Source organism: Terriglobia bacterium (genome assembly GCA_020073185.1).
Lineage (GTDB): Bacteria > Acidobacteriota > Terriglobia > Terriglobales > Acidobacteriaceae > JAIQGF01.
Genome location: JAIQFT010000055.1, coordinates 21058 through 45191, shown reverse-complemented (window position 1 = coordinate 45191; position 24134 = coordinate 21058). Strand labels below are relative to the sequence as shown.

Annotated in this window: 35 protein-coding genes and 1 pseudogene; 15 read left to right on the top strand and 21 right to left on the bottom strand. The window is 60.7% G+C overall.

Translation table 11 applies throughout. The features are described 5' to 3' along the window. Positions 1-442 precede the first annotated feature (442 nt). Entirely contained in the window at positions 443-889 is a 447-nt protein-coding gene (locus LAN64_16740; GenBank protein MBZ5569481.1) for a TlpA family protein disulfide reductase, read from the bottom strand. A 339-nt stretch (positions 890-1228) separates the two neighbouring features. Between LAN64_16740 and LAN64_16735 the strand changes: the two are divergent. From LAN64_16735 to LAN64_16715, 5 genes and pseudogenes are all read left to right on the top strand, one after another. Further along, positions 1229-2368 (top strand): annotated as a pseudogene (locus tag LAN64_16735) (glycosyltransferase family 2 protein). Between the two features lie 30 nt (positions 2369-2398). Beyond that, positions 2399-2809 carry a 6-carboxytetrahydropterin synthase gene (locus LAN64_16730; GenBank protein MBZ5569480.1) on the top strand — a complete coding sequence of 137 codons (411 nt, stop codon included), beginning with the start codon at positions 2399-2401 and terminating at the stop codon, positions 2807-2809. After that, entirely contained in the window at positions 2806-3228 is a 423-nt protein-coding gene (locus tag LAN64_16725) for a 6-carboxytetrahydropterin synthase (protein MBZ5569479.1), read from the top strand. Before LAN64_16730 ends, LAN64_16725 begins: the two co-directional genes overlap by 4 nt. Positions 3229-3244: 16 nt before the next feature. Next, the gene (gene folE / locus LAN64_16720; GenBank protein MBZ5569478.1) at positions 3245-3850 is read left to right on the top strand and encodes a GTP cyclohydrolase I FolE; all 606 of its coding nucleotides are present in this window, start codon (positions 3245-3247) and stop codon (positions 3848-3850) included. Between the two features lie 98 nt (positions 3851-3948). Next, positions 3949-4803, top strand: coding sequence for an SDR family oxidoreductase (locus LAN64_16715; GenBank protein ID MBZ5569477.1), 855 nt, complete (start codon positions 3949-3951; stop codon positions 4801-4803). An 81-nt stretch (positions 4804-4884) separates the two neighbouring features. Here the strand turns inward: LAN64_16715 and LAN64_16710 are convergent, their stop codons facing one another. Next, positions 4885-5613, bottom strand: a complete 729-nt coding sequence (locus LAN64_16710) for a rhomboid family intramembrane serine protease (protein MBZ5569476.1) — start codon at positions 5611-5613, stop codon at positions 4885-4887. Positions 5614-5677: 64 nt separating this feature from the next. Here LAN64_16710 and truB point away from each other — a divergent pair, with 64 nt between their 5' ends. Beyond that, entirely contained in the window at positions 5678-6556 is an 879-nt protein-coding gene (truB, locus tag LAN64_16705; GenBank protein MBZ5569475.1) for a tRNA pseudouridine(55) synthase TruB, read from the top strand. A 267-nt stretch (positions 6557-6823) separates the two neighbouring features. Here truB and LAN64_16700 read toward each other — a convergent pair whose 3' ends face one another. Beyond that, positions 6824-7117 carry a hypothetical protein gene (locus LAN64_16700; protein ID MBZ5569474.1) on the bottom strand — a complete coding sequence of 98 codons (294 nt, stop codon included), beginning with the start codon at positions 7115-7117 and terminating at the stop codon, positions 6824-6826. Positions 7118-7218: 101 nt separating this feature from the next. On the opposite strand from LAN64_16700, the gene LAN64_16695 reads away from it, so the two are divergent. The 9 genes from LAN64_16695 (at position 7219) to LAN64_16655 (ending at position 12803) form a co-directional block, all read left to right on the top strand. Beyond that, positions 7219-7554 carry an AbrB/MazE/SpoVT family DNA-binding domain-containing protein gene (locus tag LAN64_16695; protein ID MBZ5569473.1) on the top strand — a complete coding sequence of 112 codons (336 nt, stop codon included), beginning with the start codon at positions 7219-7221 and terminating at the stop codon, positions 7552-7554. A gap of 27 nt (positions 7555-7581) precedes the next feature. Then, positions 7582-8136 (top strand): hypothetical protein, encoded by a 555-nt coding sequence (locus LAN64_16690; protein MBZ5569472.1) that lies wholly within the window; start codon positions 7582-7584, stop codon positions 8134-8136. Positions 8137-8334: 198 nt separating this feature from the next. Next, positions 8335-9258, top strand: coding sequence for a hypothetical protein (locus tag LAN64_16685; protein ID MBZ5569471.1), 924 nt, complete (start codon positions 8335-8337; stop codon positions 9256-9258). After that, on the top strand, positions 9215-9400 hold the full coding sequence (locus tag LAN64_16680; protein MBZ5569470.1) for a hypothetical protein: 186 nt from the start codon (positions 9215-9217) through the stop codon (positions 9398-9400). The genes LAN64_16685 and LAN64_16680 overlap by 44 nt, the downstream gene beginning before the upstream one ends. Continuing rightward, positions 9400-10194 carry a ParB/RepB/Spo0J family partition protein gene (locus LAN64_16675; protein MBZ5569469.1) on the top strand — a complete coding sequence of 265 codons (795 nt, stop codon included), beginning with the start codon at positions 9400-9402 and terminating at the stop codon, positions 10192-10194. The genes LAN64_16680 and LAN64_16675 overlap by 1 nt, the downstream gene beginning before the upstream one ends. A gap of 226 nt (positions 10195-10420) precedes the next feature. After that, on the top strand, positions 10421-10840 hold the full coding sequence (locus tag LAN64_16670) for a glycoside hydrolase family protein (protein ID MBZ5569468.1): 420 nt from the start codon (positions 10421-10423) through the stop codon (positions 10838-10840). Beyond that, the gene (locus tag LAN64_16665; GenBank protein MBZ5569467.1) at positions 10840-11427 is read left to right on the top strand and encodes a hypothetical protein; all 588 of its coding nucleotides are present in this window, start codon (positions 10840-10842) and stop codon (positions 11425-11427) included. The genes LAN64_16670 and LAN64_16665 overlap by 1 nt, the downstream gene beginning before the upstream one ends. Positions 11428-11511: 84 nt before the next feature. Beyond that, positions 11512-11877 carry a hypothetical protein gene (locus LAN64_16660; GenBank protein MBZ5569466.1) on the top strand — a complete coding sequence of 122 codons (366 nt, stop codon included), beginning with the start codon at positions 11512-11514 and terminating at the stop codon, positions 11875-11877. Between the two features lie 593 nt (positions 11878-12470). Further along, positions 12471-12803, top strand: a complete 333-nt coding sequence (locus LAN64_16655) for a hypothetical protein (protein ID MBZ5569465.1) — start codon at positions 12471-12473, stop codon at positions 12801-12803. Here the strand turns inward: LAN64_16655 and LAN64_16650 are convergent. The 18 genes from LAN64_16650 to LAN64_16565 all read right to left on the bottom strand — a co-directional run bounded on the left by LAN64_16650 (position 12781) and on the right by LAN64_16565 (position 24123). Beyond that, entirely contained in the window at positions 12781-14277 is a 1497-nt protein-coding gene (locus LAN64_16650) for a hypothetical protein (GenBank protein ID MBZ5569464.1), read from the bottom strand. The genes LAN64_16655 and LAN64_16650 overlap by 23 nt on opposite strands. Continuing rightward, positions 14270-15172, bottom strand: a complete 903-nt coding sequence (locus LAN64_16645) for a hypothetical protein (protein ID MBZ5569463.1) — start codon at positions 15170-15172, stop codon at positions 14270-14272. Before LAN64_16645 ends, LAN64_16650 begins: the two co-directional genes overlap by 8 nt. Beyond that, positions 15172-15390 (bottom strand): hypothetical protein, encoded by a 219-nt coding sequence (locus LAN64_16640; GenBank protein MBZ5569462.1) that lies wholly within the window; start codon positions 15388-15390, stop codon positions 15172-15174. The genes LAN64_16645 and LAN64_16640 overlap by 1 nt, the downstream gene beginning before the upstream one ends. An 8-nt stretch (positions 15391-15398) precedes the next feature. Then, positions 15399-15944 carry a hypothetical protein gene (locus LAN64_16635; protein ID MBZ5569461.1) on the bottom strand — a complete coding sequence of 182 codons (546 nt, stop codon included), beginning with the start codon at positions 15942-15944 and terminating at the stop codon, positions 15399-15401. A gap of 175 nt (positions 15945-16119) precedes the next feature. After that, positions 16120-16563 (bottom strand): hypothetical protein, encoded by a 444-nt coding sequence (locus tag LAN64_16630; GenBank protein MBZ5569460.1) that lies wholly within the window; start codon positions 16561-16563, stop codon positions 16120-16122. A gap of 121 nt (positions 16564-16684) precedes the next feature. Next, entirely contained in the window at positions 16685-16975 is a 291-nt protein-coding gene (locus LAN64_16625) for a hypothetical protein (GenBank protein ID MBZ5569459.1), read from the bottom strand. 26 nt (positions 16976-17001) lie between these two features. Then, positions 17002-17391, bottom strand: coding sequence for a hypothetical protein (locus LAN64_16620; protein ID MBZ5569458.1), 390 nt, complete (start codon positions 17389-17391; stop codon positions 17002-17004). 3 nt (positions 17392-17394) lie between these two features. Then, entirely contained in the window at positions 17395-17670 is a 276-nt protein-coding gene (locus tag LAN64_16615; GenBank protein ID MBZ5569457.1) for a hypothetical protein, read from the bottom strand. Then, positions 17660-18556 (bottom strand): hypothetical protein, encoded by an 897-nt coding sequence (locus LAN64_16610; protein ID MBZ5569456.1) that lies wholly within the window; start codon positions 18554-18556, stop codon positions 17660-17662. Before LAN64_16610 ends, LAN64_16615 begins: the two co-directional genes overlap by 11 nt. Positions 18557-18634: 78 nt before the next feature. Continuing rightward, the gene (locus LAN64_16605; GenBank protein ID MBZ5569455.1) at positions 18635-19495 is read right to left on the bottom strand and encodes a hypothetical protein; all 861 of its coding nucleotides are present in this window, start codon (positions 19493-19495) and stop codon (positions 18635-18637) included. 2 nt (positions 19496-19497) lie between these two features. Then, on the bottom strand, positions 19498-19875 hold the full coding sequence (locus LAN64_16600) for a hypothetical protein (GenBank protein ID MBZ5569454.1): 378 nt from the start codon (positions 19873-19875) through the stop codon (positions 19498-19500). A 75-nt stretch (positions 19876-19950) separates the two neighbouring features. After that, positions 19951-20373 carry a hypothetical protein gene (locus LAN64_16595; GenBank protein ID MBZ5569453.1) on the bottom strand — a complete coding sequence of 141 codons (423 nt, stop codon included), beginning with the start codon at positions 20371-20373 and terminating at the stop codon, positions 19951-19953. A gap of 285 nt (positions 20374-20658) precedes the next feature. Then, positions 20659-21063: a type II toxin-antitoxin system VapC family toxin gene (locus LAN64_16590; protein MBZ5569452.1), complete on the bottom strand. Its 405-nt coding sequence runs from the start codon at positions 21061-21063 to the stop codon at positions 20659-20661. Further along, positions 21063-21287, bottom strand: a complete 225-nt coding sequence (locus LAN64_16585; protein MBZ5569451.1) for an AbrB/MazE/SpoVT family DNA-binding domain-containing protein — start codon at positions 21285-21287, stop codon at positions 21063-21065. Before LAN64_16585 ends, LAN64_16590 begins: the two co-directional genes overlap by 1 nt. A 39-nt stretch (positions 21288-21326) precedes the next feature. After that, entirely contained in the window at positions 21327-21551 is a 225-nt protein-coding gene (locus tag LAN64_16580) for a hypothetical protein (GenBank protein MBZ5569450.1), read from the bottom strand. A 34-nt stretch (positions 21552-21585) separates the two neighbouring features. Continuing rightward, positions 21586-22908, bottom strand: coding sequence for an amidohydrolase family protein (locus tag LAN64_16575; protein MBZ5569449.1), 1323 nt, complete (start codon positions 22906-22908; stop codon positions 21586-21588). A 281-nt stretch (positions 22909-23189) separates the two neighbouring features. Continuing rightward, positions 23190-23519, bottom strand: a complete 330-nt coding sequence (locus LAN64_16570) for a hypothetical protein (GenBank protein MBZ5569448.1) — start codon at positions 23517-23519, stop codon at positions 23190-23192. Between the two features lie 118 nt (positions 23520-23637). Then, positions 23638-24123 (bottom strand): bifunctional nuclease family protein, encoded by a 486-nt coding sequence (locus tag LAN64_16565; protein MBZ5569447.1) that lies wholly within the window; start codon positions 24121-24123, stop codon positions 23638-23640. Positions 24124-24134 lie beyond the last annotated feature (11 nt).

Sequence of the window (24134 nt, the reverse complement as noted above, 5' to 3'; positions counted from 1 at the left end):
GTGCGCAATCCAGATGTCCTCTTGCTTCTCCCGCTGCTTGCGCGTCCCCATCGACATGCGCGACATTCTACGAACTATGCCTGTGGATACTTCAGTACTTTCCGCTCACGAATCCAGACTTGCACCACGGGCTGTTAGGCAAGTTCCGGACGGGAGTTGGGGTCTGCTGAAGCGCAGGAGAAATTTGGCTGTCCATCAAAGATCGGGACCATTATAGGTTCATGTTGGCTGTCACTCTACCAGAACCTAAATCCTCTCGAAGCGCACATTCGGCTGGAATTTAATTAAGCCCGATGAACGCCCACTGCATTATCGCCCATCAACGAGTGATAACAGCCGATATCGTAAGTTACAAATCGGGAAACGGTAAACATGTCATCTCTGTGACTCTGCGTCTCTGTGTTTTCTAGTTTTTCATTTGCAGACGAGAACAAATCCACCGCTACATCCGGCTGAGATACGACACGATCTCCGGCTGGGTCCAATCGATCGGCCCGATGAACTTGCGCCGCACCTTGCCATCGCGATCAATGATGTAGGTCTCGGGATATTTGAAGGTCCCGTAGAGGGTGTTCGACTTCTGGTTGGGATCGCGGACCGCGAGCAGCTCCACGTTGTGGTCCTTGAGGAACTTGTTATAGGCGTTTTCGTCCACATCCAGGCTGATGGCCAGCACGGTCACGCCCTTGTCCTTCAGCCGCGACTGCATTTGCACCAGTGACGGCATCTCCTCCACGCACGGCGGGCACCACGTCGCCCAGAAATTCAGCACCACCACCTTGCCCCTGTAATCGTGCAGCGCAACCGTGCGAGTGGAGTCTTGGACGGAAAAGTCGGGCGCGGATTCGCCAATGCGCGGCGGGCGCGTGCCGCTGTAGCAACCGGTCAGGAGCAAGAGAAGGCCGACGACAAAGATGCAAAGCCGCTTCACGTTTTTATGATACGACACCGGGCAACGGAGTGTGCCTTCCAACGTCACACGGGTGTGTGACAAAATTGCTTGACCTGCGGGTTATAATAATAGTGGTTTTTAGCACCCTGCATTGAGCCGCCGGAGCCTTCCTCCCGCGGCTTAAAGTTCTTCTGGAAGGTTTGTTTTCAATATTTTGCCGATAAACCATTTGTCCTCAAAGATCTGGCGGCGAATCCTCCCTAACATCTTGATTCTAAAAGATCGGATGGGGGGAAGGGGGGTACCCCGGACCACTTGTCCCTTGCGTGGCTGGATATGACTGCGGCCGTCGGCAAAGCCACCGTTCCCGTCGTATCGGTAATCGTGCCGGCGCGCAATGAAGAGCCCTGCCTGGGCGCCTGCCTCGATTCGCTGCTGGCGCAAACTGGAGTGGATTTTGAAATCATCGTGGTCGATGACGACTCCGCCGACCGGACGCGCGAAATTGCTGCTTCGCTTGAGGGCGTGCGCGTGATCGACGCCGGCCCGCTTCCCGAAGGTTGCTCGGGTAAGTGCAATGCGGCGCAGGCGGGCGCCAACGCGACGCGCGGCGAGTGGCTGCTGTTTACCGACGCCGACACGGTTCACCTTCCCGGATCGCTGGCGCGCAGCCTGCGGGAGGCGCGCGAGCACGGCGTCGCGCTGCTCTCCTATTCGCCGGCGCAGGAGGTTCACGGGTTTCTGGAAAACGCGGTGATGCCGGTGATCTACGCCGAACTGGCGGCGACCTATCGGCCGAAGGAAGTTTGCGATCCAGCGTCGCCGGTAGCGGCGGCGAATGGACAGTACCTGCTGATCACGCGCGAAGCGTACGAGGCGGTCGGTGGTCATGCGGCGGTCAGGCATACGTTGCTGGAGGATGTGGCGCTGGCGCGGGCGGTCAAAGCCAGCGGGCGAAAATTGCGCTTCCGTTTCGGTGGCGACGCGGTGCGTACCCGCATGTATCGCACCTGGCGCGACCTGCGTGACGGGTGGACCAAGAACCTGGCGCTGCTGTTTCCGCGGACCTTGCGACTTGCAGCCGTGCGGGGCATCGAATTCTTAGCTGCCGCTGGCGGAATTGTGGCGGCCATCGCGGGCCTGGCGAGCCGGAACTATGTCCTGCTCGGGGCGGGCTTGGCGGTCGCGACGCCGACATGAATTCTGTTTCTTCGCCGGGTGCGGAGAGCGCATTTTCGGCCGCTGGCAACAATGCTGTCACCGCTTGGACTGCCGCCGTTCGTGTTACTTCTGCTGCGCTCGCAACTCCAATACAAGTGGAGGAAGCAGGTGTCGTGGAAAAGCCGGACATATCGTCCTACGACAGAACCGCCGGAAATGCGACAATACGAGGGCGAAGCCTGCAACAGCAGATCGGGCCGGGAGTCGCCGGTGGTTCACGACAAAGAAGGGAATTGGCGAACGACCAACGACTAACGGCCAACGACGTTTTTCGAGAAAGAGAGCATGGTTTACCTGACGCGCAAGTGCGAATTTTCCGCGGCGCACTATTATCACAACCCGGAATTCTCGCCGGAGGAGAACCAGCGCATCTTCGGCAAGTGCAACAACCCCAACGGCCACGGCCACAATTACACGCTGGAAGTCACGGTGAAGGGCGAGGTCAACCCGCGCTCCGGTTTCGTGGTCGACCTGAAAGAATTAAAAGATACGCTGGAGCGCGAGGTGCTGAGCGCGCTCGACCACCGCTTCCTCAACAAGGAAGTGCCGGAATTCCGCGACCGCATTCCGACCACGGAAAACCTGGCGATCGCCATCTGGGAGCGCCTGCAGCCGAAGATGAAGGTGGCACAACTGCACCGCGTCCGGGTGTACGAGACGCCCGACTTGTTTGTGGATTGTTACGGGGAGAAATGAAGGCCCACCTGACCAGGCGCTACTGGTTTTCCGCCTCGCACCGGCTGCACAGCGAGCAGATGTCTGAGGAAGAGAACCGCGCCACCTACGGCAAGTGCAACAACCCGTATGGTCACGGGCACAACTACGCGCTGGAGGTGACGGTCAGCGGGCCGGTGGACGCCGGCACGGGGATGGTCTGCAACCTGGCCGACCTGGACGGTTTCGTGGCCCGCGAAATCCTGGCGCGCTACGAGCACGTGAACCTGAACACGCGGCCGGAATTCAGCCGGCGCGTGCCGACGACCGAGAACTTGTGCACCGAGATCTTCGAAATTGTGCGGCGCGGCTTCGCCCACGCCCATCTGGAAAAGGTGAGAATAGAAGAGACGATGATGAACTCCTTCGAGTATGCCGGAGGAGCCGAGGTGCGTCATTAGCACGAAAAAGGGAACTATGTCGCATGTTGTGGAAGCTCCTACGTTGGCCGGCGCCAGCTACGCCGACCTGGTGCGCGGAATGCTGGTGCGTTTCGGCGAAGACCCCGACCGTGAAGGGTTGCAGCGCACGCCGGAACGCGCGCAGCGAGCGATGGAATATCTCACCAAGGGCTACCACGAAGACGCCGAGACCATGCTCAAAGGCGCGCTGTTCACGGTCAATTACGACGAGATGGTGATCGTGAAGGACATCGAGATGTTCAGCCTGTGCGAGCACCATCTGCTGCCGTTTTTCGGCAAGGTGCACATTGCCTACGTGCCCAACGGCAAGGTGATTGGGCTGAGCAAGTTGCCGCGCCTGGTGGACATCTTCTCGCGCCGCCTGCAGGTGCAGGAGCGGCTGACGACGCAGATTGCGGAAACCATCCAGCGCGTGGTCGAGCCGCAAGGAGTGGGCGTAGTGGTCGAGGCGCGGCACTTGTGCATGATGATGCGCGGCGTCGAAAAGCAGCATTCTGCCGCCGTGACTTCCGCCATGTTCGGCGCCTTTCGCGACGAGCACGAGACGCGGGAAGAGTTCCTGTCGCTCATCCGGGCGAAGGCGGGGAACGGGAGCTTTTGAACAGTTTCGAGTTTCAGTTTCAGTCGGAGTCACATTCTTTGTAGGCCGGTCGGATGTGACCGGCTATTTCGTCGCTGTCGTGTGAGATTCTAACTTCAATGAAGCGAGGCAATCCAAATCAAACATCTGATGGCAATCCGCTCGCAGGGAAGGTCGCCGTCGTCACCGGCGCCAGCCGCGGCATCGGGTTGGCGATTGCGAAGGCGCTGGCGGCCAAGGGATGCTCGGTCGTAATAGCAGGACGGTCGGAAGCGACGTTGGACGCCGCGCTGAAACAGCTCATTGGCGCTGTGCAGGAAGAGGCAGAGCGAAACAGCGAACGCTTGCGCCGCGAGGGCCGTCTCGCCCCGGAGCTTGATGCAAGCACCCCGGGCGATCCGGATTTCAGCAAGATTCAGCTCGGGTTCTTCGGTTCCGCGTGCGATGTTGGCAGCGAAAAAGATGTGCGCGGGTTGTTTCGGTTGGTACGGAAAGAATTCAACCGCCTCGACATTCTCATCAACAATGCCGGCAGGTCGCACGCGCTGCGCAACGTCGTCGAGATGCCCTTGGAGACCTGGCGCGAAGTGCTCGACACCAACCTGACCGGGATGTTCCTGTGCACACGGGCGGCGCTGCCGCTGATGGGCAAAGGCGGGGTGATCGTTAACAACTTGTCGGTCGCGGCGCGCAGCGTATTCGCCGGCGAGTCCGCCTATTGCGCCTCCAAACATGGGGCGCTCGGATTCACCGACACGCTGCGCGAGGAGGTTCGCGGGCGCGGCATTCGCGTTATCTCGCTTTTGCCCGGCCCTACGGCGACCGATATCTGGGACCAGTTCATGCCGGAGGCGCCGCGCGAAAAGATGATGTCGCCGGACACGGTGGCGCGGGCGCTGGTCAGCGCGATTGCGCTGCCGGAAAATGCCGCTGTGGAAGAGTTGAAGATCGGGCCGGTGGCGGGGGATTTGTAATTCGAGCTTCTAGCTCTTAGCTTTTAGCTCTTGGCCAAACCGGCCCGACTAAGAGCTAAGAGCCAATAGCTAAGAGCTTGCCTATGCGTCGTAGCGGAAGCGGCGGCGGCGCTGGGAAGGGAAGAGCTTGATCATGGCGATGCCGCCGACGAATCCCCCGACGTGCGCCCAGAATGCGATGCCGCCACCGGTCTGGCTGGAGTAGGCGATGGAGGTAGCCGCCCCGCTGAGGAACTGGATGACAAACCAATATCCCAGGATGATCCAGGCCGGCAGCCACAGAAAAAAGACAAACAGGAAGGGAACCAGGGTCAGCACTCGGGCCGAAGGGAACAGCACGAAGTACGCACCCATCACGCCGGCGATCGCTCCGCTGGCCCCCACGCTGGGCACCGGCGACCCGGGATTGAAAAAGGTGTGCAGCAGCGCCGCGGCGAAGCCGGAACACAGGTAAAAAACCAGGTACTTGAAATGGCCAAGGTGGTCTTCGATGTTGTCGCCGAAAATCCACAGAAACCACATATTGCCCAGCAGGTGCAGCCACGAGGCATGCAGGAACATGGCGGTGATAACGGTTAGAACCGCGGATTCGTTGACCGGCAGCAGCACCCCCAGCGCCCGAACCGAGTGTTCGCCATGCAGCAGCGCCGTCAAGCGTGCCGGGACGAAACCGAACTGCATAATGAAAACTTCGCGGTTCAGGCGAGGCAGCGCCAACTCGAAGAGGAACGCCAGCACGTTCAGCGCAACGATGAAATAGTTCACGTAAGGCGTGCTGTAGCGCGGGGCGTCGTCCTTGAGGGGGATCATCGAACTGTGCGGCGGACTCCGGTTGACCGGACCGCCGCTCCGCCTTCACGATAGCAGAGAGCTAATGAACGGGATACTGGTTATCGACAAGCCGGCGGGCATGACCTCTCACGACGTTGTCAGCCGCGCGCGCCGCCTGTTGCAGGAGCGCTCGGTCGGCCACTTGGGCACACTCGACCCCATGGCCACCGGGTTGCTGCCGCTGGTGCTGGGAAAATTCACCCGCTTGGCGCAGTTCTATAACCATGCGGAGAAGGTTTATGAGGGTCGGATCCGCTTTGGCTTCGCCACCGATACCTACGACGCCGAGGGTGAGCCCGCCGGGCCCCCGCAGACAGTACAAGTAACACTTGAAGTATTACGCGAGCTCGCGGCGAAATTTCGGGGCGAAATCGAGCAGATGCCGCCGCCCTTCTCAGCCAAGAAAATCCAGGGCGTCCCGGCCTACAAGCTGGCGCGCAAGAAGCAGGAAGTGACGCTGGAGCCGGTGCGGGTGGAGATCAAGGAATTTGAAATTCTGAGCTTGGAAGGGGAACTGGCCGGCTTTCGCGCACGCGTCTCGTCGGGAACCTACATGAGGTCGGTGGCGCACGAGATGGGGCAGCAACTTGGGGTGGGAGCACATCTAGCCGGTTTGCGGCGCACCGGCGTCGGCGAATTCACCGAAGGAGATTGCTGCACCCTGGAACAGTTGCAGCAGGCAGTAGCCGACGAGGAGCCTGAAAGGCTGATGATCCACTTGCGGCGCATCCTGCCGGCGTTTCCATGCGTCACCGCCGACGACAACAACGCCAACCGCATCCGCCACGGCCAAGCGGTCAATTTGCCGGAAATGTCGCGGGCGCGGCTGGTGAAGGTGTTTGCCGGCCAGGCAGAGCTGATCGCGATCGCAAGCCGGGTGGCGGGGACGCTGTTCCATCCTAAGGTAGTGTTGGTTGGGTAGTGGTGCTTGAGGTTAGCTAGGAATTCAGGGAGCCAAAGTTACCACCGGTGATGTCGAAAAGACTTTTGATGATCAGGAGTGCGCCGCAGCGCTGACCTTCGCAGAAACGCGGCGGCGTCCTACCAACCGGATGACTAGGGTTATAAGGCTGCGCAGGGGATCTGGCCGGGCCGAAGGCGTAATGTCCGATAACGGATATTATGTAAAGCCCGCGCGGGACGCACCAAGGTGGCTCGATTGGCGCGTCTGCTGCAGCTTGTTCCGGTTTCAGGACTGATTCCAGATGGGCGCATGGCGCCGCCACTCCTCGTGGTATCCGGCGCCATGAATCAGCCCAACACCCCCTCTCAGCTCTGCGCCGGCTGCAGGCGCGCCAAAGCCTACCGGCTTCCACTCCATCGGAATTTCATAGACGGCCGCAGCTCGCTGGACTGGTTTCACTCTGTTGCGGCCTACCTGCAGTGGCGCGCGGGTGCTGGCTGGCGTCCCGCGCGCCACGCGGGCAGGTGCGCGGTTGACGGTTACCGTGACGCGCTCCACCTGGTCACGCAAGCCTTTCACGCTTCTCCCCCGATGTCCGACACGCCTGAGGCGACGTTTCCAGGCGCAGCCGTTGGTAAATGCCATAAGCCGGCGGCAATTCCCGCGCTACAGAGGGCAGCATGAGCCGCAACGTGGTGTGTGTCCACAAGTGGGGTAACTCGCGTTGCGCGATTATTCCCGCGTTCATCCTGCGCCAGATTAAGTGGCGCGTTGGCGATCTGCTGTACGTGACCATCGAAGGCGATCATCTGGTGTTTCGGCCGCTCGAACTTCCCAAGGGGGTGCCGCGCAATGGCGACGGTGAAACTGACGATTCGAGTACGAGACGCACACAACCGGGTCCGGGTGCAGGATTCGCGCGAAGTGAGCCCGAGCCAGATAGAGGCGTCGGCGCAGCAAATGGCGGCGCTGATTCAGCGGCAGTTTATCAGGGTGTCAACACGGCCGGGGGCTAGCGGCCAGCGCAAGGATCGTGAGGCGACATGAACTCGAACAATAGGCGTGACCTTTGGGCGGCGCAGCAGCGGCGAGAGATGCGCATTGTGGGCGTTCTGCTGCTATTTGTGTTTGTCGGCATCGCCCTGTTTCTGTGCGCGGTGCTAGCACGCTCGCAAGAACTGCCCGCCGCGCCGTCGGCGGTTGATAGAGGCGCCGTGACGCATGGTGCGCAGCGAGACGCTGCGACGGGAACGGATCTCCGCCTAACTGAAACACGTCACGGCGTCTCTGTGAACAAGAGTTTCCTTGCGCTCACGCTGGCGAACGCGGCGGCAACGGCGGCCGACTGCGTTTCCACCAATCACCTGATACAAGCCGGCCCGCAATTCCATGAGCAAAGTCCGCTGATGGGCGCGCACCCGTCGCCGCGGCGCGTGGGCCTGGTGTGCGGGGTGACGTTCGGCGGCTTGACGCTGCTCTCGTTCGAGACAAAGAAACTCAGGCGGGACAAGCTGTGGATGGCGCTGCCCATCGTGGGGATCGCGGTGCACGGCATTGCCTTCGCGCACAATCGCAGCCTCTACCCTCATGTCAAGTGACTCACAGGTGACCGTCTATAGCTGCGGGTGCTGCGAAGGTCGAACGTGGTTTATCTACGTCGCTAGCGACCCTAACAAACTTGTGGTCAGGTGTGAAGGCTGCGGCGCGGATTGGGACTTAGTGCCGCGAACCTGTGGGAGCAAGGCATTGCCCAGTAGTTACACGATGGTCCCTCACGCGAGACAAGCACGGCGTACATGAGCTGGGAGGCTAACAACTACGTCAACGCGCTGACTGAGTGCCCCGACGGGGCGGAGTTAACGCGCGGCCAGAAGTGCTTGCTACTTGTGTTGTCCAATTTCCACAACTCCGAGGTGCGGGCTGCATGGCCGTCAATGGCAACGCTGTCCCGCCTGTCGCTCGCATCCGAGGACACAACGCGCCGCGATCTGGGGTACATGCAGGAGCATTGCCTGGTTGAACAGCGAAAACCTGAACGTCAGGGACGCGGCAAGTTGTGCAGCTACGTGTTCCTGTTCCTGGACGATCCCGACCGGATGCGTCAGTTACTGCAGGAGAAGGCAAAAGGGTTGCAAAATGCGCCCCTTTTTTCTCCGCCGGAAAGGGTCGCAGAAGGGTCGCAAATCGAGCCGAAAAGGGTAGCAGAAGGGTCGCAAGGCGCCCCGCGCAATAAGGATGAAGTAGGAATTATAAATACAGATATAGGAATTATCACGCCTGACGGCGCGACAACCTCGAGCTCGAGATCCACCAGCGCCGAAGCTCAACCGCCAACGAACGCACCCGACAAGGCGTTGAAAATCTGGCTGCACGTGAAGGGCAAGCTCGAAGATCAACTGCCGGCGGACGAAGTGAAGCTGTGGGTGAAGCCGGCGCGGTTGCAGCGCCTTATTTCCAACACCCACATGCTGATCGCCTTGCCGCCGTCGAATCGGATCATGCAGGCGGCGCACAAGCGACGAGAGATGCTCCGCGGGATGCTGAAGCCCGCGGGGTACAACATGAGTTTCGTCAAGTACGCGGATGAAATCGAGCAGGAAGAAATCAGGGACCGCTTCGGAATCGAGGTGCAACAGTATGGCAAGGCCACGACGCAGACGAACGGTGAAACTAGACGTGAACGTGCAAGCGGGCGAGAGATGGCCCAAAACCCGCCGTGACGCGCTGCACGTGCTGTGGCGGGCGCGTTGCCACTTGGCGGCGCACCGCAGAGGCGACGGCACAATGTTTCAGGGTGACCGGCTGGCATGGCTGAAAATCTACAACGTGGCGGCGGAACTGGTAGCGGGGAAAGCGGCCTAATGACCGAGATTCAAGACATCGAACTGCGGCTGATCGACGAGCCGGAGACCGCTCTGCGAGCCGAGATCGACGACGTTGCGCTTGACGAGCTGGCGTCCGACATCCGCGACAACGGCCTGTACTATCCGGTGATCGTGCGACAGGTCGCGGATCGTTTCGAGGTGGTGGACGGTCACAGGCGCCTGCTGGCTCACAGGCGTCTGGGATTGGTCACAATGCGATGTATCGTGCACGGGGCAGACGATCCGCCGCCCGAGTCGGTGAAGCTGAAATGCAACCTACTCCGCGAGGACAACACCGACGCCGAGATCGCGGTGTGGTTGGGCGAGCTGGCGCAGAAGCATGGGAAGTCGCTCGACGAACTGTGTGCGATGGTACGGCGCTCGGAAGGCTGGGTGAACGACCGCATAGACCTGCTGCGAGGCGATCCCGACGTGCTGAACGCGCTGGGGATGCGGCAAATCAACTTCAGCCAGGCGAAGGTGCTGAACCGTTGCAAGGAGAAAAGCTGGCGAGACTTGGGGCTGCACTACGCCATCGCGGATCACATTCCGGCGCACAAGCTGCATGAATGGCTGGTGCGCAACACCGTCGCTCCGAATGTGGTTGCCAATCCGAATCCAGTTGAGCCGGCGAACGGGAACGGCGCCGGAGAGCACATTGCGGGCATCGTTTGCGACTGGTGCGGCGGTTACAAAGATCCGCAGAACATGGTGCAGTTGTGGTTGCACCGCTGGGAGTGGGAACTAGTGCAGCAGATGCTGAAGGCCGCGCACGAGGCGAAGGAGGCGTGACGGTGCCGAAGCTAGGCAAGGTGGTGGTGGTAGGGCGGCGGATAACGGCGCTGCCTGGGTGGCGCAAGCATCAGCGCACGTGCGTGGGCTGCAATAGCACAGGGATGCGGGCAGCAGCGGCAGGTGTAGCGCAAGTGACCATCTGCAGCGGCTGCAACGGCCGTGGGTATGTGGTGGAGTGGCGAAAGGAGCGGTGATGGCGACGGAGACGATGCCGCTGGGCGTGATGAGCACCACGCTGATATGTAACCAGTTGAGGCGCGACGAAGGCTTTCGGCAATTTCCGTACCGCGATGGACGCGGGGTACTCACCGTCGGATACGGATTTAACCTGGAGAGTGACGGGCTGTCGCAGACGGAAGCGGGGACGGTGCTGCATCTGCGGGTGTACACGCGCTACCGTGAACTGGTCGCCGCGCTGCCGTGGGTGCTGAAGCTCGACCTGGTACGGCAGGCGGTGCTCGTAAACATGGCCTACAACATGGGCGTGCACGGGCTGCTGGAGTTTGCCGTCACGCTGACGAACGTGCAGGCCGGCGACTATGAGGCCGCGGCCGATGCCATGCTGAAATCCACATGGGCCGATCAGGTGGGTGCGCGGGCGCAGAGACTCGCGGTGCAGATGAGAACGGGAGAGTGGCAGTAGTGGCGCCATCCTACCCCATTGACGTACTGTGGTGCCCCAACGCGCGAACGAAGCGCAAGAATGGCTGGTCGTTTCCGCCGGCAGTGCGCAAGCTGCTAATTGCCGAGTGCGCAGGACTGACAGTCCTCCATCTATTCGGCGGGCTTGCCGACTTCGGGGTCAGGCTAGACATAGACCCTCGCGTTAAGCCGGACGTGATCGGCGATGCGTGGCTGCCACCGTTCAAGCGCAATGCGTTCGACGTCGTAATCATCGACCCGCCATACTTCAGGCTGAACCAGCAAGAGAAGAATGCGCTGCTGAGGGGTGCTGCTTGGGTTGCGAGATCTCGCGTGGTGTGGTTCCACACAATCTGGATCGCTGCCGATCGCTACATCAGACCTGAGCGGGCATGGCTGGTACGTGTTGGGGATACGTGCCAGGTGCGCTGTCTGCAGTTCTTCCGCGTGAGCAGGGACAAAGAAAAGCCGCTGCCTTACTTCTCCAGGGGTCCAGCCATGAAGTACAACCGCTGGCTGGTGCAGCCACAAAGCCTACCCTTTCAAGAGGGTGCTGATACGCCGATCGGCGTAGCGGAGAGAGTCTGAGGGTACTGCATGAGTAGCCCTTCCCTGCCCCCGCAGTCTGAGCGGTCTAAATTCCCCGGGATGCGACCGCGCGAGGCTGAAGTGATGCGGCGTTGGCTGCGGGAGTTCGAGGGTGCATACGATCAGTTCGAGTACAACGTGCGGATTGGACCGTCGCGCGACCTTGGGCCTGGTTACCCTGATTACGTGCGTAAGACGGCGATGATGTCGTCGCAACTGCGCCTGGATGCTATCGCGTGGAATGGGACGCAGGCAACGCTCGTGGAGCTGAAGCAGAAGGCATGGGCGCTCGGGGTACAGCAACTGGCATTGTACGGGGCGGTGTGGGCGGCGGAGAATCCGCAACTGCCGAAGCCGAAGTTGCTGCTGGTGTGCGCGCGCACCGAGGTTGGCGTGATGGAAACAGCGGCGGCGGCCGGCGTAACCGTGCATGTTGTGACTGGTGCCTAGAGGTGGGAGAAAACGGCAGGGCCGGGAGGTAAAGTGGGAAGTCTAAACGGGCAAAAAACGCGGGCTGCAAGTGGGAAAAACACCGCGCCTGCGGGGTAAAAGTGGAGCGGCAACAGCGGGAAGTGCCGGGGTATAGTGTAGATGAGTTGCAAACTCTTTAGAATCAGCACATGCGCACCGAGCGGCGCGCTCGGACGGGTAAAAGTGGTCAAAGGACCTGGTTAAAGTCAGCGCGGTTTTTGTCGAACTAAAGTGGAACACTCCGCATGAATCACCTCAGGGCTTCACAGGACCGTGTTAGCACGCTCGTTGCCGATTCGGGAAGGGTATGAGCCGCCCATTTTGCGATTGTTGCGAGAAGGCGCCCAGAGCCGTGGTAACGTTTACCGTGCTGATTTCGGGATACGGAACGCGGCGCACCAGGTCACAGCGTACCGTTCCGGCGATCCACGCGTGCGAGAAGTGCGCCGGCGAGCTGGCCCGAGTCCTCGGCCGGATCGGAATGCGGCGCCAGACGCTGACTCTGCTGAATGAAGTACTACAGGCCCATGCCGTGAGCACCAGAGCGTGTTAGCACGGCCAAGGAGGGTTGTATGAGAATCCTAGGGCTGCTGTTCATCGTCGTCGGTCTTATCCTCTGCTTCACGGTTGTCTTTTTCATGCACGGCCTGGGCGCAATCGCGGTAGGCGCGCTGCTCTACATTGCCGGCCGCGGCGAGCAACCTGATCGCCTTGCTAAAGCAGTGCAGTCCGTGTTGGCTGTGGTGATAGGCGTTGTGCTGATGGGCGGCGTGTTTATGTGGTACGGGTGCGCGACCTACAAGCAACGCCACGAACTAACGCCTGCGTCAGTCGTGCAGCCGGCGCCGCGGTCACCGCAGCCGGCCAAGAAGCACGCAAAGCCTAAGGCATGGCCGGCCCACTAGTGTCCAGCGTCTTCAGCTCGTTCTTGACGTCGGCCTTGGTACGTTCCTTGGTATCGAGCATCGTCACCCAGTAGTCAAGCTCCGCTGTTGTCGGAGATCTCCCCCACCAGCCGGTGATCAGGTCGGTCATAAAGGCCACGTGTTCCTTGTGGAGATGTCCAGCGGCCGCCGCGGCGCCACCCGTGGTCTTTTGCGCGGCTTCGGTAGCTTTCAATTCAAAGAACACCAGTAGCCGCTCTATGTCGTCGGAGCTGTAACCCTCGGAGATCGCCCACAGCCGCACATCCTCTTGCGTCACCTGTGAAGCCTCGAACAAGAACAGCATCTCCGCGTGCGAGATCCTCTTGCGCGTCCGCTCCGCTTCAACGCCCGCGGCCAACCGCCACAAGTCTTGTTCATCGTCGGGAACGTTCAAGCGTGTCAACCAAGGGTCCAGCGCGGCGGCTGGAAGAAAGCCTTCGTTGATCTGGGAGAGCACGGCGTTCAGTATGCGGTCCTTGTGGTGCTGCAGGCGCTTGTGAGTTAGAACCTGCAGCCGCAGGTCAATGATGTTCTGCGGCGTCCCCACTGCCTTGTCGTGCATCAGCCCCACTTCAAGCGGGGTAACCTTCATCGCGTCCAACAAGGCCCATTCTTCCGTGTGCAGCCGCGGCGTCTTTTGCTCCAGCAGCTCGGTTATCTGATCGTCGCTGAAGCCGTGCTGCTTAAGCAGCTCCATCGCGGTATCGCCTTCCATGCGATCCGCGAGCACCGCCGTCGCCAGCTCGGCGGCACTGAGCAAGTCCATCTGGTACTTGCGCTGCAGTTGCCTGTTATAGGGCTTGGTGATGGTGTTCTCCACCAGCGGCCGCAGCGCGCGATTCATCAACCGCCCCAAGCCTAGATTGCCCGCCACTTCAACGCCAAGCTCCCGGATGTCGTCAAGGCGCGTCTCGGGGATGCAGGCGCCGAGCAGCGACACAAGCGCGTTCTGCACCGCGAAGTTCACGCCGTATCCGGCGAACGTGCGGGCGCCTTTCGCGCCGCTCTCCATCGTGACGGGACCGCCGCCTGTGAACTCTTGCTCCAGTCGATTGAGCACCAGATTTCCGACCGTGCCCGCCTTGGTAAGCATTACGTCCGTTCCCGAGCCCGCCGCAATCTGTGAGCCCGTGAACTCAGTCCCTAGAAACTCGTTCAGCACCTCGGCCGTGGTGTCGTCGAACGTCTCCGCCGCTTCGTGCCTGAACGCGGAGATCAAGGAAAAGAAGCCGGCGAGTATGCTGCTGGCAAGGCTGAAGCCCGCATCCACAACCGTCTTAAAGATGCCGCCCGACTTCAGAATGTCCTTGATTGCCGCTGCAGCGTGCTCACGCGCTAGACGGATGTCTGTGGTGACGTTAGTAATCGTGTCGCCCGTGGCGTTGGCAGCGGCCTTGGCCCGTGCGATGGCGTCTGCAGAGAGTTGCGACGGGTCAATGGGATTGCTAGGCACTGACGCCCCACGATGCCAGCAGACACTTAGAGGGATCGCCGCCCGGACACTGGACTACCGAGTACAGGTCGTCATTGAAGTAGTCCAGCGGCGCCGTCGCGTCCACCGCGCCGTCCGCGAACTGAAACCCGTCAAGAAACGGGCTCACGTTCCCGATTCCGTCGTCATAGCCGAGGTACGAGCTGGTGGGCGGATTCTGTGACGGATCGGAGAAGTTAAAGGGCATCTTGGGCGGCGAGAACGGTCCGCCCGCCGCTCCTTGTGGACTTGGAAACCAGTAACCAGGCGGCCGGCCGGTGACCGCGTGTATCAGCGCCGGCAACTGACGCCGGATGGACAGCAGCAGCGCCGGCTTGCGAATCAGGTAACTGGGATCGGCCAGCGCGTTCAGCACGTCAATGGCTGCGTTCAGCGTGGCCACGATGGTGGCGAAGCTCTGCACGATCTTGGCCTGCAGTTGCGCAAGGTAAGCGTCGAGCTTCTGCGCAATCGAGATGTGCAGCAAGCTCAGAATCTGCAGGTACTGCCGCACGTGCTGGATCAGCAGCAGGATGGGCCGGATGTAGGTGTTGTACCAAATCTGGTACAGCTTCCGCAGCTTCTTCAGAAAGTCGATGATCGGCCGCAGGTGCGCTTCCAACCATGCCGATGCGGCCTTCACCGCGTTCCACACGCTCTGGAAGATGCCCTTGAAGAACCCGTTCCACAGCCGGTCAAAGAATCCCGCCACTGACTTGGCAATCGACCAGAAGAAATTCCCGATGGCAATGACGATCTGATACAGCGCCTGCGCAATCACGATCACGAGCTGGTACAGCCAGACGACGAAGCTCTCCAGGGCGCCCACAACCGCGTCGCCCATGAAGTCGAATATCGAGTTGAAGAAATCGCCCATCAGTACTGTCTCTGCACGATGCCGCGGAGGTCCGCGACCGTCTGTTGGATGTACGCCTGGATGTCCGCCGTCGTGTTCAGCGGCGCGCTGAAATCGTGCATGAACGGGCCGTGCGCGCCAACGTAGAACACCACATGCTTGACGGCGCCGCTCTTACCGCTGGCGAGTCTGATCTGGTCCTGCACGGTTATATCGTGTACGGATAGGTTATCGTCCATGGTTCACCTCACTGACTTTCTGGCGGTCCAACGGGAATCGGCGGCGGCTTCGGCCCGGGGAATGGCTGTGGTGGGCTGCCAGTCGGTCCACCAAGCGGCAACGGGTCAATGGTGACGATCTGCCCCGGCTCGCCATAAGGGAACGTCCTGTAGACGTGCTGGTTCACGTCGCTGCCGGTTTCCGAAGGCGGGGTCACTGGTGGCGTGGTAGGCACCGGGACGTCCTGCACCTCGCCCGGATTCTGTACCGCCGCGTTCAGCGCCTCGCCGTCGCTCAAGAAGCCGGGCAGCGCGCCGTCAACCGGCGTGTGGTACACCGAGGCAAAGGCGCCCGCGTCGAAGTCCATCGCGGCCAGCATGGGATCGAACTCGTTAAGCGCGGCCGTGTCCAGGTCGATTGCGCCGGCCGGCAACGCAAAGAGCGCGTCGAAGCCATCGTTACCCGTGCCCAGGTCTCCGAGCTGCTGCTGTGCCGTGCCCGTGAAATCGGGCGTGGTGGGAGTGAATATCGGTTTCGACGGGTCAAGGCGCGGGATGAGCTGCGGGGAAGCCATCGGAGGATCTCGATCTGGCCTTAGTCTTTCCTCCAGAAGCGGCGCTTTCTGGCGGGGACTCCGAAGTGGCGGCGCAAATCTGCGACCTCAGCTTTCACCGTGGCCAGTTGCCAGACCAGCACGCCAAACATGACCCAGTGCAAAGCCCACCACTCTTGGAAAGTGAGGTGGAACATCATGGGCTTGGGCATGCTTCCACATGCCAGACTATCGGGATAACCGCCACCTTCACGCGCGGCTTGCGCGATGTGTCGGTAAACGACATATTGCCGTTCTTAGTGGAGGCGACCACTTGCACGCGCACCGCGTTCGAGGGCTTCAGCGGCTTTGGGTTATACACGCGCACTGTCAGCTTGCCGGGATGGGCGACATCGCGCGGCAGCAACTGAGTCTCCAGGTGCTGCGCATCGGTGTACTCGGTGACCCGCTTGACTTTGTTCACCTGCACCCGCGCCGTGGGCTGAAAGCCGCTGCCGGTGATCGTCAACACGGGCGGATCGGACTGCGGCAACGCGATGCAGGCCGGCATGACGGCATTCAGGACCGGCGCCTGCGCCAGCATCCCAAGCGGCCAGTAGAAAAATACGATGAGCCCGAAGATCACGTTGAGTAGCTTCACGGTCTGTCCTCTCGTACAAAGTTGCTGTGGCGGCGGTACTCTCTTGTAATTTGGTGCCCTGCGTCGAGCCCAGGGGCCAGGTGCGCCGTCTGCAGGTTTTCCCTGTTTACCGCCACAACGTCTAGCCGGCCGCGGGCGCCGGTGCGGGCGGCGTCTTGTGGCCGAAGATTCCAAACGCGTTGAAGATGCCCACGAAGGCATCCACCGCGGTCGAGATGTGCGGCGCTGCCAGCTCGATAGCTGGCGCGGCGCCCGGTAGGGCAATGTCCACGCCTTGCAACGCCACCGCCGCCAACTGCATCACCGCCGTTTTCTTATCGGCGCCGCTGGCGCCCGAATGAAGTGTGTTGACCCCGGCCACCAGGTACGGCAGCAAGGAAAGAATGCCCGAAATCTTCGACAGGATACCCACAAATCACCTCACAACTCTTGCCGGTGCTACAGCACCATGCAAGCCAGACAAACATCGTTGACCAGAGACGCGCCGCCCGCGCTGTTGCACGTCACCGTGATGCAATACTGCTGCTCGGCCACCACGCCGGGAGTGTCCACATAGCAGCCGGAATAGAAGCAAGTGGAGCCGCCCGCCCATGTGAACGCCGCGGTTCTGTTGATCTGCGTATCAGACGTCGTAGGACCGCGCCGCAGCTTGAAGGCGACGGTAGAGACGGTGGCCTGCAGCGTCATGTTGAACCACCACCATATCGAGACGAGGGCGTTGTCCGCGAACAGGTTGATTGGCGGGGTGGTGCAGATGATCGTCTCCGCGGCTGCGCCCGGGCTCGCAACGATAGCGGTTGATGCGACGGTAGCGAATCGAACGCCCATAAGTTACACCTTGCCTCCGCGCACCATGGCGCTGATTTGTGCGTCCTGTGCCGCGCGCTGTTGCCGCGCGGCGAACTCCAAAGCCTGTTGCTGCCGAAGCTGCGCCTCGATTGCCCTGGTCGTCGCCGCCAGCATGGACAACGCGCAATCCAGATTCGGCGTCTGCGCGTTCACCTTGAGGGTGTGGGTGCACAAGTCCATCTCGATATGCAGAGACGCGGTGTGCGCCGCGTGCGCCGCTCCGTTGCCGTTGCCGTTGCCGCTTTCGTTAGAGGCCATCGAACCATTGCTCCACGACCATTTGAATCGCGCTCCACTGGTCGGCTGCCTGAAGATTCGTGGTGATCGTCTTGAACCCGTAGTTCAGCGGCATCATCACCAGCGCGGGCAACGGGATCATTAGCGTGCTTCCGACGACGCTCACCTGAGTGCCGCCCGGTGTGCAGGTAACGTGCGCCGTCGTGCTCGCCGGGACGCTTGCGGTTGCGCCCGCGCGAAACACGGTAAGTCCGCCCGCGTCGGTGAGCGCAAATTCGATGTTGCGGTTAGCGACCGCAACGCTAGTGGTGAGGATCGCGCTCAGGGATTGCAACCGCCACCGAACAAGCGAACCATTTGCGCCGGTAAAATCCGCGCCCGCGGCAGGACTCGTGCCGGCCAGCGATAGCATGAGTCCAAATCCCGAAGTCGTGTCCTGCGGAATGCCGGACGGCCAGGACGTCGGCAGCACGTTGGTCACGTAATCGGAGAGCAGCAACTGTTGACAGTTAGTGAGTGCGGCGGCGCCACGGTTGAGCCAGACCCGCACGTACGCACCGCCACGAGTGGTGGCTTGCGTAGCTATGGCGGTGAGGGACAGCAGAAAACCCTCCACGCCGGAGATCAGTCGTGTCACGGAGGTACTTGCGATGGGCGCCACAACGTCAACCGCGAACGGCACTACCACTCCATCCAGTGTTAGCAGGCGTCCCGTTACGTGAATGCTTTCGCTGGCAACGGTGCCGATGGCGCGCACCACGATCTGATCGTCGCGCGTGATGTAGAGATCGCTTGGCGGTTGTAGTTTGGCCAGCGTAAAGCTGATCCGCGAAGGCTGGCTCAGGCTTTCAAACTCGCCGTCCTGCATCGGCTGCGGCTGTCCCGGAGGTATTAGGCCCGATCCCATGCTCTCTTTCGTGGAACGGGGCAGCAGCCGATCAGCCGCTGCCCCGTCCTTCGCTACCCTGTGGCGGAGGAAACTTCGTTACGCGCCCGGCTGCTGTCCCGCGCTGGTCGGGCTGCTGTACGCCGGCACCGAGCCCGGCGCCAACTGCACCAGCGCCAGGTTGATGATGTAGGTGCCGCCCGCGTTGTTCGTCTGCACATCCACCAGCGTGGTGGTTTTGTTGGCGGAGTTGAACACCGGGATGTACGGGGCGTTGAACGCGGTGCTCAACTGCATGAACCAATTCTGCGTTTCGTCGCGCAGCGTGGGCTCCGCCGGGAAGCCGACTCGGAGGTTGCCGAAATCGACTGCCGTGATGCCCACCACGTTGCCGCGGGTGTCGGTCATTCCGCCAAGTACGGCGTAATCCGTGTTGGCGATCAGGTTGTCGAACGAGCTGTTGATCGCCACCGCTCCACCGAAATTTCCGGTGGCAACTGCGGTCACGGTGACTTCCGCGGTCACGATGTTGACGCCCGCCTTGCGCAGCGTGGCAACGTCGATGTAGCGGCCCGCGATGCCGGCCAGGTCGTCATAGCCGATCAGCAGAGCGGCGGTGTCGATTTCCGCGCCGCCGCCGCCGGAGAGCTGCAGCGTCAAATTGTCCTGTGCGTACAGGCGTTGCGCGAAGGCCGCATTGGTGTGTCCAGGAACCAGCGGCGCCGTGAACGCGGCGGTCACGCGGTTGCGGATGCCCTGCGCCTGGTCATGCAACCGAGGCGACGTGATCCTGAACTCTCCCGCCGTGGTGTTGAAGCACCACGAGGAAAGCAACCAGGTGCCTTTGTTTGTGTCCGTGCCGCGGATGGTAGAGGAGAGCCCGGTGCTCATGGTCAAAGCGGCCAAGGTCGCGCCCGGCGCGGTGTTGAATCCTGCGATTACTTCGAGTGCACGCGGCATGGTTAACTCCCCGGTTGTCCCGGTGGGATCGGCCGCTCAATGGGCGGCGGTGGCTGTGGTGCTTCGGTAGGCTCCAGCACGGGCGATTCCTGTGCGAGCGGAGCGGCAAATTGTTGGTACAGCTTCAAGCCTTCAACCTGTGCGGGAGTGCGCCCGCTGAACTCTTGCAGCTCGGGATGCGCGGGATCAATGCCGGCGAGCACGGGCACGGCATTTGTGTTGCCGGGTGTGTCGAACGCCTTGGGATGCCCGACGGGAAAATCGCGCTCGCCCTTCAGCGCGAAATGCGTGCGGGCCCATTCCTTCGCTTGCGGCGAGCTGGGATCGTAGTCAAACCGCGCGGGGTGACCGGGCTCGAAATCTGGCTCTTGAGGCGTCATCTGCTCTCAGCTCCGTGGAGGCATGGGCGGCGAAAGTGCAATAGCCCCAGTCGCCGCCCTTTCGGGAGAGTACCTTTAGGCGCCGACCTTGGCCTTGTGCAGCGCGTCGCCGATGGTCTGCACGATGGCATAATTGCCGGGGCTGCCGCGCACGCCCTTCGGCGGCTTGGTGATGCCGGCGATGATGCTGGCGTAGGGCGAGAAGCCGGTCTGCCAATTCTGTTGTGCCGCCGGAGTGGACACTGCCGACTGGAAGCGGCTTTGTCCCTTTTGCACGCTGTTGGTCTGCCACTTGGACTGGCCGGCCTTGGCCACGCCCTTGGCGAAGCGCCCGTTGGACGCGGCGGAACTGACGCCCTGCGCCCAGGTGGGCGCGGCGGCTTCCGTGTTCTGCGCCCAGGACTGATTGTTCTGCACGCCCGTGGCGTAATTGGTGCTGCCGGCCGAGGCGTTGGTGCTGAACTTCTTGGCTGCGGTGCCGAGGTCTTTGACCTTCATCGCGTTTCCCTCATACTTCCGCACGGTGAAAGTCATTCCGAATGATGTCAAGCGGAAAGCTCGTGAGGCGATAGATTGTTTAGACTGGTGCGATGGATGCGCCTGCCCATGGGTGACTAGATGGTAACGATTGACAAGTACACGGCATGGTGGCAATGTGCAGTGCATACGGATGAGATGTGTGCGTCCGATAATACGCGTCCCGTCAGCGGATATTATGTAAAGTCAAGAATCAGCCCTATGACCATGCGGCCCCACCTGGGTGCGCGGCTGCCTTAAGGCCCTTTAATGGGCCGGCAACGCCAACGTCTTAACCCACGGGACCTTCTTGAAGTCCTTCACGTCGGAGGTGACCAGGACGCCGTCCTTCCCGGCCAGCACGGCGGCAAAACAGTCGGCGTATGGCAGTCCGTAGCCGGCTCGGATGCGCCCCGCGGCCTCGGCTTGGAGCTTATCAACTTCGACCAGAACGATGGGAGGATTCTCCGCCGCGCGCATGATCGACTCCGCTTTCTTGTATCCGACGGTCCGAGCCATCGTGTAATACACCTCGCCCCAGTTAATGACCGACATCAGAACCGGGTATTTCTTCTGACGCGCTTCCTCCAAGACCAGCTCGACGATCTCAGCGCCGACGTCATCGGTTAGCAATCGATATAGCGCATTGGCGTCGAGGACGTGGCGTCTCATTACAGCTCGCGGTCCGGATCGCGCTCCACATTTGGCGGAAGCCCGAGCCCCTTGGCAATTCCGCGTAGGCGAGAAATCGTGTCATCGCGGATAGGCCGGACGATGATCGCGCCCTTCGTCTCTTCAAAGCGTACTCGCGTGCCGCTTCCAATGCCATGCTTGCGGCGCAGCTCGGCGGGAATGACCAGTTGGCCCTTTGACGTAACGGTTCCTTCCCTCTTCATGTCTTACATTTTACCTCATAAAGTAAGACGAGGCGAAATCTAGTTGGGAGATGAGAGGAGCGCCTCCAACCCCCCCCGGAACAGACGCAATTCCTCCAGCCGCTCCGGAGTGGCCTCCACGGTCTCCGATTTTGCCCGGAAGACCTGCCGGTCGCCTTCCTCCACCAGCACGCCCATGACCTCGCCCATCCGCCATCCCGGCGTGCCGATCATCTTCAGGCCCTCTGGCGTGGCCTCCAGCAGCGCGATGCACCGGCCGCGCACTATCGCTTCTCGCCGATTCTACAAGCGCTCATTTCTAATGCGCTACGTCGGCTGGACCAAGGCTCTTCCTGAGTTCGTCAATTGCGAGCCATCTGCCTCTCACCATAACGCCCTCAACTTCTCGTATCGAGTGAATGTCCTTCGAGGGGTCCTTCCGAAGCAGTACAAGATCAGCGGTCTTGCCCACGGATACATCGCCCAAATCGGTACGCCCCAACGATTCAGCCGCATTCACAGTCGCGGCACGGAGTACTTCGAGTGGCGAGAAGCCCGACGCGACCAACCGCTCCAGCTCATCGGGATAGCTATATCCCGAGATCACAAAAGGATTCCCTGAATCCGTTCCAACGAGAAAACGCGCATTGTGGGCCCGAAGCCGCATTAACACCCATCGATAGTTCGCTCGCGCCGAGGCGCGCATCGCACCGTCTCCATCTGCGATGTCTTTCAGAGCGGGCCACATTTTGCGCACAAACGGAGGCACGTGGGCAGTCCCCTCGCTCTCCACAACACTGCTCGCCTCCGCAGGAGTTATGTATTGGTAGTCCATCACCAGGATAGTAGGAGTGATCCAAGTGCCCGAACTGGCGACTCGTTTGGCGATTGCTTCGACCTTTCGTTCGTCAAAACCGCTCTCCCAACCTGCGTGCGTTGCATCGCCTTTGGCCACAGAGCGAGGGAAGTTCGACAAGTGCTCGATTGAATACTGACCATTTCGTAGCGCCTCTTCGACTGGCACTGCATTCGGAACGTGACCGATTACCCTCACTCCTTTGGCACGGGCGGCGGCCAAGATCGCTTGGTAAGCATCCGGACTTAAGCGGTTGTACACCTTGATGTAGTCGTATCCTTCGCTTACCTGCTTGTCGACAGACTTGTTGGCATCTTCAGGGGTTCGGATGATCTCGCTGCCTCGCAACTGCGGCGGATCTCCGTCCAGGATTGGTCCCGTGGTGACGATCTCCGGACCGATCCACTCGCCAGAGACAACTTTGCTTCGCATCTCCAGATGCAAAGGAAATCCCCACATATTTCGAACGTTTGTAATGCCGTTCACGAGGAACATGGGCAGCTCTCGCTTGCTGAAAATGTGAACGTGCATGTCCACAAGTCCCGGCATCAAGAACTTCCCCTTGCCATCGATCCTGGTCGCTTCAGCAATGCGCGGCGCTCGGGACCGAATTTGGCTGATCCGGCCGTCGCGGATGACTACGGTAGCGTTCTTCCGAATTCGGCCAGTCTTAGTGGATAAGACATTCACGTGCTCGAAGATGATTGTGTCGGCTCTTTTCTGTGGTGAGTCTTGCGACACGGTGTCTGTCAGAAGAAGCAGCAGAACGAAGAACATCGATCTCATGAAACCCTCTAGACTTGTTACGGAGAGTCGATGAGATATGTTCCAGACTTGTTACGAATCACAGGTTCTCCGTTGGATAAGATGATTCCACCCACAGTCCGACAGAATCCGCTGCGAGCATTGGTCGGGCCGCCGGCCGACGGAAAGATCGATAGCCTCACCGGCCGATCTACCTGGTAGCGTTGGTTTGGTGACGCGAACTTCGGTTTATTTGCAGGAAGGTAACAAGAAATTAGATGTTCGGGTGACAAGTAATTCAGTTCGCGCGCCGCGGTTTAGCGTCAAGTTTGCCGAGTTTCGACATGCGCCGCCAGCAGTCCCATTAGCTCCCCCCGAAATCGCCGCAATTCCTCCAGCCGCTCCGGGGTGGCCTCCACGGTCTCCGATTTTGCCCGGAAGACCTGCCGGTCGCCTTCCTCCACCAGCACGCCCATGACCTCGCCCATCCGCCATCCCGGTGTGCCGATCATCTTCAGGCCCTCTGGTGTGGCCTCCAGCAGCGCAATGCATTCGCCGCGGACTACGCCCACGGCTTTGGGATAGCGATCGAATGTTTGGAGTTCGAAACCGGCCAGGTAGATGCGCTGGAGCTGTTCGGTAGGGTCAGGCATTTAGTAATTTGGCAATTTCGTAATTTGGCAATTTGAAAACCGGCCCGCTCCGGCTGCCAGGACTCCACCTGAACGATGTTGTTCAATTACAAAATTACCAAATTACCCAATTCCCGGTTCACATTTTGTACCGACCCAGGTCCTCGTCCCCCAGGTTTTCCAGCCACTTGCGCAGCTCTTCCTGGGAGACGCGGTCGGAGACGGCGCTGGCGATACGCGAGGTCTTCAGCACCTCGTCTTCAACAAAGATGGGGCAATCCACTCGTAGCGCCAGGGCCAGCGCGTCGGACGGGCGCGAGTCAATGCTGATGATCTGTCCGTCGCGCTCGACCCAGATGATAGCGAAAAACGTGTCGTCGCGCAGTTCGTTGACGACTACCTTGCGCACGCTGGCATCCAGCCCGGTCAGCAGGTTCTTCAACAGGTCGTGGGTCATGGGGCGCGGCGTGGTGACTTTTTCGATCTCCAGGGCGATGGCATTGGCCTCGTAAATCCCGACCCAGATAGGCAGCACGGCATCGCCGCCGACGTCCTTGAGGATCACGATGGGCATGTTGGTCACCGGGTCCATCATCAGCCCGCGAATTTTCATCTCGACTTCCATCGTGCCCTCCG